13 protein-coding genes are annotated in these 13,557 nt (G+C 41.6%); all 13 read right to left on the bottom strand.

Annotated features, from left to right (window positions below; all coding sequences use genetic code 11):
• Positions 1–96: 96 nt before the first annotated feature.
• The 13 genes from BGP78_RS05885 to flgB all read right to left on the bottom strand — a co-directional run bounded on the left by BGP78_RS05885 (position 97) and on the right by flgB (position 13,548).
• Complete coding sequence (locus tag BGP78_RS05885; RefSeq protein ID WP_119860535.1) at positions 97–1,059, bottom strand: flagellin; 963 nt, start codon at positions 1,057–1,059, stop codon at positions 97–99.
• A gap of 420 nt (positions 1,060–1,479) precedes the next feature.
• Entirely contained in the window at positions 1,480–2,439 is a 960-nt protein-coding gene (locus tag BGP78_RS05880) for a flagellin (protein ID WP_119860534.1), read from the bottom strand.
• A 320-nt stretch (positions 2,440–2,759) separates the two neighbouring features.
• The gene (flgL, locus tag BGP78_RS05875) at positions 2,760–3,971 is read right to left on the bottom strand and encodes a flagellar hook-associated protein FlgL (protein ID WP_119860533.1); all 1,212 of its coding nucleotides are present in this window, start codon (positions 3,969–3,971) and stop codon (positions 2,760–2,762) included.
• Between the two features lie 2 nt (positions 3,972–3,973).
• A complete protein-coding gene (flgK, locus tag BGP78_RS05870; protein ID WP_119860532.1) occupies positions 3,974–5,989 on the bottom strand; it encodes a flagellar hook-associated protein FlgK in 2,016 nt (671 codons plus the stop codon).
• 1 nt (position 5,990) lies between these two features.
• Entirely contained in the window at positions 5,991–6,959 is a 969-nt protein-coding gene (gene flgJ / locus BGP78_RS05865; protein ID WP_119860531.1) for a flagellar assembly peptidoglycan hydrolase FlgJ, read from the bottom strand.
• A gap of 102 nt (positions 6,960–7,061) precedes the next feature.
• A complete protein-coding gene (locus tag BGP78_RS05860; RefSeq protein ID WP_119860530.1) occupies positions 7,062–8,156 on the bottom strand; it encodes a flagellar basal body P-ring protein FlgI in 1,095 nt (364 codons plus the stop codon).
• A gap of 12 nt (positions 8,157–8,168) precedes the next feature.
• Positions 8,169–8,852, bottom strand: a complete 684-nt coding sequence (flgH, locus tag BGP78_RS05855) for a flagellar basal body L-ring protein FlgH (protein ID WP_119860529.1) — start codon at positions 8,850–8,852, stop codon at positions 8,169–8,171.
• Positions 8,853–8,867: 15 nt separating this feature from the next.
• Positions 8,868–9,656, bottom strand: coding sequence for a flagellar basal-body rod protein FlgG (gene flgG, locus BGP78_RS05850; RefSeq protein WP_119860528.1), 789 nt, complete (start codon positions 9,654–9,656; stop codon positions 8,868–8,870).
• 18 nt (positions 9,657–9,674) lie between these two features.
• Positions 9,675–10,439 (bottom strand): flagellar basal body rod protein FlgF, encoded by a 765-nt coding sequence (locus BGP78_RS05845; protein WP_010362182.1) that lies wholly within the window; start codon positions 10,437–10,439, stop codon positions 9,675–9,677.
• Between the two features lie 160 nt (positions 10,440–10,599).
• Positions 10,600–11,967, bottom strand: a complete 1,368-nt coding sequence (flgE, locus tag BGP78_RS05840; protein ID WP_119860527.1) for a flagellar hook protein FlgE — start codon at positions 11,965–11,967, stop codon at positions 10,600–10,602.
• Positions 11,968–12,010: 43 nt separating this feature from the next.
• Positions 12,011–12,685: a flagellar hook assembly protein FlgD gene (locus BGP78_RS05835; RefSeq protein ID WP_119860526.1), complete on the bottom strand. Its 675-nt coding sequence runs from the start codon at positions 12,683–12,685 to the stop codon at positions 12,011–12,013.
• A 15-nt stretch (positions 12,686–12,700) separates the two neighbouring features.
• Positions 12,701–13,135, bottom strand: coding sequence for a flagellar basal body rod protein FlgC (gene flgC / locus BGP78_RS05830; protein WP_119860525.1), 435 nt, complete (start codon positions 13,133–13,135; stop codon positions 12,701–12,703).
• A 2-nt stretch (positions 13,136–13,137) separates the two neighbouring features.
• Positions 13,138–13,548, bottom strand: coding sequence for a flagellar basal body rod protein FlgB (flgB, locus tag BGP78_RS05825; RefSeq protein ID WP_119860524.1), 411 nt, complete (start codon positions 13,546–13,548; stop codon positions 13,138–13,140).
• Positions 13,549–13,557 lie beyond the last annotated feature (9 nt).

Below are 13,557 nucleotides of genomic sequence, written 5' to 3'. Positions count from 1 at the left end.
GAATTAGAGTCCTAGATTTATAGTTCTCTAATTCTGCTATCGGCGTATGAAGCGAAAGCTTTAGCTAAATTTGTAAATATATTAAAATTTTATTTATTACCCTTGTAATAAGCTTAATGCAGCCTGCGGTCTTTGATTAGCTTGACCCAATATTGTCTGGCTAGCTTGTTGTAAAATTTGGTTTTTTGTAAGCATAGCTGTTTCCAGCGCAAAATCTGCATCTTTAATCCGCGATTTTGCAGATGCTAAATTTTCTGAGATATTTGCCTGGTTTCTAATCGTTGATTGGAATCGGTTTTGAACCGCACCTAATTCGGCTCGCTTTTTATCAACCACGGCTATCATTGCATCCATGCCAGCAAAAACAGCTTGCGCATTTGCTTGTGAAGACACACTGATCGTGCCAGCCTGAAATGTCCCAGAAAAAGTATATGCGTTAGCAACGCCTGATATTGCACTCACACCACTGGCCAATGTTTGTAGGTTTGATCCACCCACTGCAGCAGCTATTCCTGCAATTCCTGACAATGTAAATCCATTGTTCGCCTGAAGACTATTTGCTGTTCCACCAACATCTTGCATACTAAAGCCAATAGTTTGAACAGCATCAGCACCTACTTGAAAGTTCGCAGCATAAGTACCATCCAGCAAATTCTGACCACCAAATGTAGTATCACTTGCAACTCGATTCACCTCACTTGCAAGCTGCTGGATCTCTTCTTGAATTGCCAGTCTATCTTCATCTGTATTCGAACCATTAGCGGCTTGTTGCGATAATGTACGAATTCGCTGGAACATAGATGTCATTTCATCCATTGCCCCCTCAGCGGTTTGCGCCAAAGAAATGCCATCATTGGCATTACGATTACCTTGTCCTAAACCTAGTATTTGCGACTGAAGACGGTCTGTAATTTGCAGGCCAGCGGCATCATCAGCGGCACTGTTAATACGTAAACCCGATGATAAACGTTTAAATGAAGTATCTAATTCATTACCTGAATTGGTTAATTGACGCTGGGCATTTAATGCACTGACGTTAGTATTTACAAATAAAGCCATAACTCATTCTCTCTATTTCAAGTCAAAGCTGAATTACCTCAGCTTTAATTTACTAAATACAAGATGGCAATTTTTATCGTCAAAGCTATTTGCCGAAGGGGCAAAAAACTGCCATTTGCATGGTATTTAACTTACTTAGAATGAGTAATGCAAAAGGTAGGCCAAATAATAATAGTTCATTTATTATTTGTACATTTCATGAAAAAAGGGGCTAACAGCCCCTTTTTGAAGTTTGAGAGTGAGTGTCAATAAATTAGCATAAACATTGGCATAGTTCATGCTTATAAATACTTGTTCATTGAATTGATGAACAGTTTGGATTAAAGCTCCTCCGCTTTGCTATCCAATCCGGTGTCCGTGTTAATACCCCATCAAACACGGACACCCACTTCCTAAAATCATAATAACTTAATTTAAACCTTATCCTAATAAACTTAGCGCTGCTTGTGGACGTTGATTTGCTTGGCTTAAGATCGTTTGGCTTGCCTGTTGTAAAATTTGCATTTTAGTTAAGCTTGCAGTTTCCTGAGCGAAATCGGTGTCTTTAATCCGTGATTTTGCAGCCGATAAGTTTTCTGAAATATTAGCTTGGTTACGAATAGTTGATTGGAAACGATTCTGAACTGCACCCAACTCAGCACGCTTTTTGTCTACTACCGCAATCATTGCGTCCATACCCGCTAATACCGCTTGTGCATTCGCTTGTGAAGAAACACTAATCGAACCAGCTTGGAAAGTACCTGAGAATGTATAAGTATTAGCAGCACCAGATACGGCACTTACACCGTCAGCAAGCGTTTGTAAAGATTTTCCACCAATACCTTGAGCGATACCTGCGATACCTGATAGTGTAAACCCGCCATTAGCCTGCAAGTCGTTCGCAGTACCATCAACATTCTTCATACTAAAACCGATGGTCTGTACTGCATCTGACCCGACTTGGAAACTCGCTTCATAAGAACCATCTAGCAAGTTTTGACCACCAAATGTGGTATCTTGTGCAACTCGGTTTACCTCTGCAGATAAAGACTGAATCTCTTCCTGAATTGCTAATCTGTCTTCATCTGTATTTGAACCATTTGAAGCCTGTTGTGCAAGCGTTCTCACACGTTGAAACATCGATGTTACTTCATCCATTGCACCTTCAGCAGTTTGAGCAAGTGAAATACCGTCGTTTGCATTTCGGTTACCTTGGTTCAAACCATTAATCTGAGAGGTTAAACGGTCTGAAATTTGTAGACCGGCCGCATCGTCAGCTGCGCTGTTAATACGAAAGCCTGAAGATAAACGCTTGAATGATACATCAAGTGAATTACCTGAGTTGTTTAACTGTCTTTGTGCGTTCAATGAACTTACGTTAGTATTTACATAAAGTGCCATGATATTTCTCCCGATGTAAACTTTGTGTTTACTCTCAAACTTATAACTTTAAGCCTTCGATGTTTTTTATCTCTCCAGCTTGGTTACTTAAGTTATCGGAAGAGCCTAAAAATCCTTTAACGTTTTTTTTAAAAAAAATTTAAGTGACTAATTAATCTAGGGAAAAAGGCAATATAATCATTTAAGAAGAATATAATAATTAAGAGCTAAAGCTGGCTCACATTAAAATAAACATTAATATTTTCAGGCTGTTAGAGGGGATTCCTCACAGAAAAAGGGCTTTAAGAACATCCTGCTTAAGCCCTAACTCAGTAAGTGTTTTATCGAATATATTCTAATAAAGATAAGTTCGTTAAACGGCCAAACGTTGCCTGTGAAGCTTGTAATGCCGTTTCATGCTTGGTCAATTCAGTTATAGCTTCAGCCATATCCAATTCAACCAAGGTCGCTTTCGCTGCTTTATTGTTAATATCCAAATCAGCATTTGCGTCGACAATACGTTGCGCTGTATTAGACCGGCCACCCAAACCAGATTGGGTTTGAGATACCAAGTTTTTAGCATTTGTCAGGCCAACTAATGAATCTGCTAACACTTGCTCATAATCATCTTGACTTATAGACGGGTCAGTTAAAGCGGCCTCCAATTTATGCAAAGTGTTTAACACATTCTCTTTTTCTGGCTTTGCTAGGTCAAAAGTCAAACTGGCAGCACCGTTTGCTCTAACTTCCATCCCGTCAATGTTTGCGACCCCGTCAGAATACGTACCTGACTTAAGTGCCACCCCACCTTGTAAAACATCATAGGTAGTTGCCGATGTAAAGTTGACAGTTATTGTATTCGCATTTGCTGGCGCAGAAGGACTGGCGTCATATTGCGCTTTATGGAAGTTATCAAATTGACCTTGCTCCTTTACATATACACTTGATGTTGCAGGAGTCAGACTTGCCCTATCAACGTCCAAGCGCTTTGCTACATTTTCAAAAACATCAAAGCCATTATCACTTGATTTAATTTCAACCCCTTCGGCCACCTTTATCTTGTGCTGGCCTTGGTCACCATTATATTTATATTCATTACTGGTACTATCAAAAGAATAGGTCTGTGTATTATCTTGATAACCCGAAAAAATATAACGCCCATCTTCTGTTTTGGCATTCATCAAATCAAGTACGGTTTCTTTAATTGCTGAAATCTCTTCAGCAATACCCGCTCGATCTATATCTGCTAGCGCTCCGCTACCGGCACTAATGGTTAAAACATGAGATCGCGTAATTGACTCTTTAATATTCGTTAACACGCTTTCTTGCGTTTTCAAACGACTATCAAGCATGGTTAAGCTTTTAGAATATTGTTCATTTGTTTGAATTCTATCAGAATAGAGCAAAGCACGTGCTGTCGCAGAGGGATCATCTGATGCCGTTAATACCCGTTTTTGAGTATTCACTTGCTGCTGTGCCTTATTTACTTCTTGCTGATTGTTCAAGATAGAGTTCAAGTTTGTCTTGTGCATTAAGTTATTTGATAGGCGCATAATTACCTCGTTGCACTTAATAATGTATCAAAAATCGTTCTAGCCGTTGTAATAATTTGTGCAGATGCTGAATAAGACTGCTGAAAGCGTAATAAATTTGCCGCTTCTTCGTCTAAATTCACACCCGACATAGACTCAAACCATGCTTCTGACTGAGCGGCTAATGCCTCAAAAGCAGTGCCATTAGTCTTTGCTTGATTAGCCACCACTCCAACATCGGTGACGAGCCCCGCGTATGCCTCATTGAATGTTTGTAAATTATCAGCGGTAGTCGTGGTTATTACATTTTCACGAACTAGCTCACTAGACTGTAATTTACTTAATTCTAATCCATTACGGTTATCGTCAAATCCCCCAGAATTAAACTCAAGCTTAAACTTATCACCGGGTTGGGGCGTCCCTTCTATATTAAAATCATATCCATAGGTATCAAATGGAGCCCCTGCTAGAGATAGCATATTCTCTGTTGGTGATGCAGCAACAAATGTCACGCTGTTTACACCATCACTAATTGTGTATTCATTAGCATTTACAGTCTTTTCTATCGTCATATCACCATTTGTCAAACTCGGCGTTGGAGCTGCTGTAAAGTTACTCCCAGCGCCCGTATTAGAGACAATACCCACAGAAATATTTGCAGTGCTGATATTGTCTGCATCAGTTGTTGTTCGTATCGGCGAAGCCAGCGCCAAATGTTCAGGTCTGTCAGTGGCCAATTCGATATTACCTGCTGCAGTGGCATTTAACTTTACCAAAAAGCTATCATCTTGAGATGCAGTGCCTGTAATTGATATTTCTAAGCCAAATGTATCTGGATCAGTAAAAACGATATTACTGGGGCCAGGTAAAGCAATAGTACCTGCTGAAGGTGTGCCAATTTCATTACCTTTACTATCAACTGGAACTACCGTGACTGCAGTGCCTGCTCCCATCGTTACTTTAAAGTCAGTAGCCGGTATTTCACTGCCTTTTCCTGCTTCGAGTGTTGCTGTTACTACTGCTGAGCTACCAGCGTTATTCGTACTATATGGAAAACCTGTCACAGAGGGGATCGTGAACAAATCCCCTCCTAAATTACCATCTAAGTCCATGCCTTTTTTGTTTTGCTCATTAAATGCATCAGCCAATGCAATACCAATTTGCCCTAATTGATTTTGAGCTGGGTGTAATATTTCATCCCTAAACGCTAACAACCCACCGATTTTACCTTTTAACGTGCTAGAGTTAACGTCTAAAGCAACAGCTTGACCATCTCGGACATCTAATTTCAACTCTCTTACATTAGGATCAGGGTCTCCTGCCAACGAAAACGCATTAAATGTTCCGTTTTCCATTACAAGCGCTTGACCTGAGCCAAGGAATACTAACTTCTCACCATTGGGACCATCTAATGTCTCTAAATCCACCAGCTCAGCAAGGTCACTAATTGCTTGGTCACGCTCATTAAGTACGGAGCTAGAGGCCTTTGTGCCTGTTGGGGTGTTTAACGACGTTACTTGACCATTTAAATCACTGATCTTTTGTATTAAATTATTCGCTTCATCGGCAAATAAATCGAGTTGCTGATTAACAATATTACCTTGGTCAAACACAATGCCTGATAAGCGGTCCATCTGCTCAGTTAAGTTTTCAGCATCTGTTAAAAATAAACTGCGCGTAACCCTAGATGAAGGCTGGTTCATCGCTTCTTGTAAGTTGTTAAACAGTGAATTAATACTTTTATTCAAACTATTTGAATCTTCAGCAAATAAGGTATCTACACGAGAAGCCTCAGTGACAAATTGCTCATAATAGGTTTTATTCGAAATATCCCTATTAAGTTGCTTTTGCGCAAACTCATTTATCAAGCGTACCGTTTCGCCACGACCAACCTGATTGCCCACCATAGTTGTATGCTCCGTGCGTTCACGGACATACCCTTTGGTATTAAGGTTTGAAATATTTTTACCTGTGGTTTGCAATAGCTCACTGCTGGCTCTGATCCCACTGGTACCAATATTCATTAAATTGAACGACATCTTAATTTACTCCTTGGCGAACCAACGACGTGAGTATTTCTTTCAAATCACTTCGTTGAAGTACATTCTTTATTTTTTGTGCGTACTGTGGGTCGGTTGCATAACCAGCGTCTTGTAATGCATCTAAAAATTGCTCTGGTTGCGCTACTTTTTGTAGTGCTTCTTGATAACGAGGGTTACCCTGTAAAAAGTTGACATAATCATTCATGCTGTCTTTTATTGTGTCGTATGCACGAAAGTTTGCCTGTTTTTTTACTGGCATGCCTTCTTCAAATTCTAAAGTCATTTTTTTGGCACTTTCACCCTGCCATGCTTTACTTGATTTAATATTGAAAAGGTTATTGCTGCTTGAACCATCGGCTTTAACGATAATATGTTTACCCCACCCCGTTTCTAGTGCTGCCTGTGCAACCATAACGGCTGGGTTTAGCCCTATTTTTTGTGCTGCGGTCTTAGCATGTTCCCACATCGATGAAACAAACGATTCAGGATCTTTAAAGGTATTTTTCTGACTTTCAATGGCTTCAGGCTTGGTCACCGCAACATTAGCTGCTATGTCATTTAATTGCCCGGTAGCACGTTTATCACTTTCAATATTGGCTCCGGTTCGAATTATCGACGCAGGCGTATAACCCGTCGCATTGGGAGATAACTGCTGAACAATTAAGTCTGCAAGTCCCAAGCTACCTTTACTAGATAAGTCCATAGAAAGCTGTTGATCATGCATTTCTTCAAAAAACTTCACACCACTTGAATTGAAAGGGCTATTTTTATCTTCCATCGCTTCATTCGCTTTACGCATGCTTTTCATCAACATCTGCGTAAAAATTGATTCAAACTGTTGCGCGGCTTTTTTTAGCGCTGCATCAGAGGCATTTGGATCGCCACCGCTTTTCAACGCATCTTTTCTCAAGCTATTTAAATCGCTTAAATCAAAAAAGTTTTGTTTGTCTAACGGGTTTGTATTCATCGGCTTACTGACACTTAACTTATAATACTAATAATTAAGCAATATTCGAGCCAAAAAAAACCCTAACGAATTAGGGCTAACTTACTGATTAATAAAAACACTCTAAATGACGACTAATTGACCATTGATTGCACCCGCTTCTTTCAGCGCTTCTAATATCGCCATCAAGTCACCCGGCGCAGCACCCACTTCATTGATAGCGCGGACTAAATCATCAAGGCTAATGCCTGGGTCAAATACAAATGCACGAGAGTCATCGGTGTCTACATCGATAATACTTTGACGGGTTACAACCGTTTCACCTTCAGCTAAAGGCTCTGGCTGATTAACATTTTGTTGTTCTGCTATTGTAACGGTTAGACCACCATGTGTAATTGCCGCTGGTTGAAGCTTCACATTTTTACCTATTACTATGGTGCCAGTACGTGAATTCACGATTATTTTTGCACTGGTATCTGCGGGAGTAAACTCAAGGTTTTCTAATGTAGACAAATAAGACACGCGCTGTGATGGATCTCGTGGCGCAATCACTCTCACCGATGCGGCATCCATTGGCTTCGCACTATTAGGGCCAACTAAATTATTAATGGTATCTGCTAAGCGTTTTGCCGTTGTGAAATCTGGGCTATTTAAATTAAAAGTAATGAAGTCACCTTGGGTAAAAGGACTTTTTACTTCACGCTCAACAGTCCCACCATTTGGTACGCGGCCGACGGTCGGCGTATTGATCACCACCCGGCTACCATCTAACCCTTCAGCACCAAGGCCACCTACAATCATACTACCTTGTGCAATTGCATACACATTGCCATCAACCCCTTTTAGAAAAGTTTGCAGTAATGTCCCACCTCTTAAACTTCCTGCACTTCCTATCGAAGAAACAGTCACATCAATCGTTTGACCGGGCTTGGTAAAAGGCGGTAGGTCCGCGTGCACAGCCACTGCCGCAACATTCTTTATTTTCGGTTTTAACGACGCAGGTAAAGTGATCCCAAAACCACTTAGCATCGCTTTAAAACTTTGCTCTGTAAATCGGCTTGATTCACCTGTGCCAGGTAAGCCAACAACTAAGCCATAACCTACCAATTGGTTTGAGCGAACGCCCTGCACCATACTGATATCTTTAATTCGTTCAGCTTTAGCTAATGGAACAAAACCAACTAAGGCAACACTTAACAAGAGGTGAAATAATTTCATAATTTTCAAACCCTAAAATGGGAGCAAAGTACTCATAAAGAATGATGTTAACCATCCAGGGCTTTGTGCTTCTTGCCCTTGACCTTTGCCTGAATACTGAATACGTGCATTAGCAATGCGGTTAGACTCCACCGTGTTATCCGCTGCAACATCAGCCGCACGAACTAAGCCTTCAAGACGAATAAACTCTTCACCCGTGTTTAAAGTTAACCACTTTTCACCTCGGATCACTAAGTTACCATTAGGTAGAACCCGCATCACATTTACGGAAATATTGCCAAATAAACTATTTGACTGGTTCGCTTTACTATCGCCTTTGAAAGATGAGTCTGCTCCCATTCCGAATTGAATGTTGTCACCGCCAATATTCACAGGCGTGCCATTAAAGCCTAATACAGGGTCAAGACTTACGTCAGTTTCTTTATCTGTTTCACTGTTAGCTGCTTTTGATGCTTGTGTTGACTCACGCAGCACCACCGTAATAATGTCACCGGTACGTAATGCTTTTTTATCTGCATATAAATCATTAGCCCGATTAGGGTTAAATAACGACCCAGTTGACACTACCTGTTCTAAATCTTCTTCAGGATACATAGGCGCATAGTAGGGGTCATCTTGCACCACGGTACTATTTTGTGTTGATACGCATCCAGATAGCGTAACCACTGTTACTACAGCCATACATAAAGTACGCATACAACCTCCTAAAGCTTATAACTGTTGATTGATGTAGCTCAGCATCTCATCAACTGAAGAGATCACTTTTGAGTTCATTTCATAAACACGTTGGGTTTCAATTAGATTAACCAGCTCTTCTGTCACGTTGACGTTAGAGGTTTCTAGTGCTCCCTGTACAATAGAGCCTAAACCATCAGCCCCAGGGTTACCTTGCACAGGTGCACCACTAACAGCCGTTTCTGTGTACAAGTTTTGGCCCATGGGCTCTAAACCCGATGGATTAATAAAATCACTGATCACCAGTTGACCAATAACCGTGTTTTGCGCTTGACCTCCAACTCGCACCGACACTTCGCCATCTTGAGAGATGGTGATCGATTTTGCGTCATCAGGTACGTTCATTTCAGGTTGAACAGGGAAACCTGCTCCAGAGGTCACAACTCGGCCATTCTCGTCAGTTGTAAATTGACCATTGCGGCTATATCCAATGGTGCCATCTGGCATTTGAATTTCAAAAAAGCCAGGCCCTTGGATCATCCAATCTAAAGAGTTCTCAGTACTTAGCATATTACCTTGAGAAAAGTTCTTTTGGTTGGCAACCACTTTTGCGCCGGCGCCTAACATTAAACCAGAAGGTAGTTCAGTATCTTGTGACGAACGGCCCCCAGGTTGGTTAATATTTTGATAGAGCAAGTCTTCAAAAATTGCCCGACTTTTCTTGTAACCCACCGTACTAGCATTCGCGAGGTTATTCGAAATTACCGATATATCAGTTTGCTGGGCATCTAGGCCGGTTTTACTGATCCATAACGCTGGATTCATAACATATACCTCACTTCGTTAGACTATACGCAGCAGCGATACATGACGTTCGTCAATTTCTTCTGCTGTTTTCATTAGTTTCATTTGCATTTCAAACTGGCGTTGGTGGTTGATCATATCAACCATTTCATGCACTGGATTGACGTTTGACATTTCAAGCGTGCCACTCATTACTTTTGCAGTCGGCGACACATCACAAAAGCCACATAAACCGTCATCAAGACTACCTTCTTTTGGCCTAAACAAACCATCGTTGCCTTTTTCAAGTTTACTGTTGTCTGCTTCAATGATTTTTAAGCGGTCTACCACCTCTAAGAAATTGGCTGGCGCACCTTGAGGCCGCACTTGAATTGACCCATCATCACTAAATGTGACCTTCTCTACCGGTATGGGTAGAATAATCGGGCCTCCTTCGCCAACAACTTGTCGCCCATGGCTAGTGACTAATGCACCGTCAGCTGTAATGTTTAAAGTACCGACCTTGGTATAAGCCTCGTTGCCACTTTTGTCCATAACGCTTATCCAAGACTTGTCTGACACCGCAATGTCTAAATCTCGGCCGGTTTCAACAATCGCGCCACTGGTCATATTGGTACCTGGTCGCTCTTGCATAGCAAAAACGCGGGTCGGTAACCCTTCACCAAATGCCTGCATAGACCGTGCTTGTGCAAAGTCGGACTTAAATCCGGTCGTATTTGCATTGGCTAAATTGTTAGCTTTAATAGCAACACCACGCAGGTTTTGTTTCGCACCAGACATAGCGATATAGAGCATTTTATCCATTGCATTGACCTAAAAATTCATAATATGTATAGCAATGCAATTAAAGTGCCAACTAAAAATTGACAGGTTATTCCAATAACCCTAGGACTTTTTAGGTGAGGAAATGTGAAGAGTGACAAAAAAGGCCGCAATGGCGGCCTCATGTATAACTGTAATCGGATTATCGAATTTGTAGGATTGCTTGCTGCAAGGTTGAATTCACTTCTAGCGCTCTTGAGTTGGCCTGAAAGTTCCGCTGAGCACTGATCAAATCAACGAGTTCATTCGTTAAGTTGACATTAGATTGCTCTAAAGCTGATGAATTAATCGACCCTAATGTACCAGAAGCTGGTTCACCTGCAATCGGCTCACCTGATGTTAAGCTCTTCTTCCATGAAGTGTTTCCAACCTGTTGTAAGCCCTGCGAGTTTGAAAAACGTACCATCGCAACTTGGCCTAAATAAGTAGAGTCGCCATTACTATAAGACGCCACTATTTTACCATCAGTACCAATATCAACACCAGCTAAGCGACCTACCGTAGCCCCATCTTGTTCAAGTGCTTTCACCTCGAAACGACTCGCATATTGTGTTGGTAACTTATTGGTCGTATTCGCTTCATCTCGCCAGTTCATGGTCAATGCAGCAGGGAATGTTGCCCCGTTACTTAACAATGTAGATAGACCCGTTCCCGCACCACTTGGTAGTGTTAATGGATCAAATGTACCACCAGGTGTTACAGCTACTGGCGCACCAGCGGCACCAGCGGCCGAGTATGGTATCGTCGCACTCGGTACACCCGTTGCATCAAAAGTGAACCCGGCAATTGGAAATGGGCCACCAGCCGTACCATCAGAGGTAAATGGTTGATTATCAAGCGTACCGTAAACTTCCCATTCGTTTGCCGTCGCTGTTTTTCTGAAATACAGCTGAGTCGTATGTGGTTGGCCCAGTGAGTCATATACAGTAGTTGACGTTGAACTATTAAATGATGCGCTTGCATTTGGATCAAACGCAATAGTCGGTTGAACTGCCGTTGAATCTAGGTTGAATGATGAATATACATTGGTTGTCGCACGAGGCGCACCAGAAGCATCAGGGATCTGCATCGCAGAAGCCGTACTTAAGCTCACAGAGGTTGTTGACCCAGTACTTGCGTCTACAGGAAACCCTTGTAGGAAATTACCTTGCGCATCTGAAATAAAGTTATCTTTATTTAATTTAAATGCCCCTGCGCGAGTGTAACTGTAGTCTTGTGAACCCAGCTCAGAACTCATCGCGAAGTAGCCTTCACCTGTGATCGCTAAATCTAGCGAGTTAGATGTAAACTGCAATGACCCTTGGTGAAATTGCTGTGCAACCATGGTCGTTTGTGCACCATCGCCATTTTTAGTCTTACCAGAACTAAACACTGAAGAGGCATATACATCAGCAAATTCTGCTCGAGACTCTTTAAAACCAGTTGTGTTTACATTGGCGATATTATTTGCGGTGGTATCTAAATCTTTTTGAGCCGCCGCTAAACCCGTTAATGCAATATTAAAACTCATACTCTCACCTCTTGTACGTAAGGCCTATTCTATAAACTTTGAATTAAGCGATTTCAGCGACGTCAGTAAGCCTTACTGCACCCGCCTTTGTGTTAATAATTATGCCATTGGCACCATTGACGTTGACACTATCTATATTTTTGAATGTGGCCGTAGGTAATGTTGAAAACTCGCCATTAATATTTGCTTCGGCTTTTATTTCATATTCACCCTGAGGCATTACTTCACCTTCATCATTCTTACCGTCCCATTCAAAACGAATGGCACCTGCATCCTGTTTACTCATATCAATAGAGCGAACTAACTGGTTAGACTCATCATAGATATTTACAACTAACTTATCGACGGGCTCTGTTGCGATGATAGAGGCTCGCGCCGTTCCACTCGTTCCTAGCTCTAATGAATCAGATTCGAGTAGTGCCTTTTTTCCGACAAGGGTTGATGCTTGCAACGCCGAGTTAGAAGTCATTGATGCCGATAACGATTCAAACTTAGTATTTAAGTTTGAAATACCTTCAGCCATTGTAAAACTCGTCATTTGCGCAATCATCTGATCATTATCAGCGGGCTTACTTGGATCTTGATAAGACAGCTGCTGCGTTAATAGCTTAAAAAAGTCTTCTTGCTTTAACGTATCATCTTTCTCGGCAGTTTTAGGTTTCTCTGACCACCGCAACGAATCAACATGACTGGACGTTTGACTTACTTCGCTATTCATCGGCTAGCACTCCCGTTAACGCTGACCAAGTAACAAAGTTTTGCTAAGCATTTGTTTTGCCGCATCTGCTACTTGAACATTGGTTTGGTACGAACGTGAAGCGGAAATCATATTGGCCATTTCCTCTACAACGTTTACATTTGGTTTATAGATATACCCGTCTTTATCTGCACTAGGGTGATTAGGGCTATATTCCACTTGCAGTGGTTTATCGCTTTCCACAATACCCAATACTTTCACTCCAACAGATGACGCCGCAGCGTTAGAACTTTGTAAGTCATTCGCTTTATTCAACTCAGCTGCAAACACCGGATGCCGTGCTCGATACACTTTATCTTGACTTGAGCTAATGCTATTTGCGTTCGAAATATTACTCGCGGTTGTATTCAGGCGAATATTCTGCGCGCTCATACCTGAACCCGCGATGTCAAATACATTGTATAAACTCATAATTATGCTCCTTGACCGCCGAGGGCTTTTTTCAACCCTTTAAACTTACCCGTGAGAAACTGCAAACTTGCTTGGTACTCTAATGCATTCTGTACATACAAGTTCCGTTCCACTTGTATATCTACCGAGTTACCATCACCTGTATCTGCTTGATTTGGATTACGAAATAGCTCAACACCGTTATTTAAACGTGTGCCGCCAGAGATATGCTTTTCATTGGTGCGCAGCATCGTATTGCCGCTTTGCTGGTTAGACTTTGCCGCTTTAAATGCCCGAGCAAAATCAATGTCTTTTGCTTTATAACCGGGGGTATCCGCATTGGCAATGTTACTTGCTAACATTTCCGCACGTTGCGAACGGATAGCTATTGTCTGAGGGTGAACACCTAAGGCTTTATCAAAACTAATCGCCATAACGTAACT

It is taken from the genome of Pseudoalteromonas sp. MSK9-3 (assembly GCF_003590335.1).
Taxonomy (GTDB): domain Bacteria; phylum Pseudomonadota; class Gammaproteobacteria; order Enterobacterales; family Alteromonadaceae; genus Pseudoalteromonas.
This window is presented reverse-complemented; position numbering and strand designations above follow the sequence as displayed.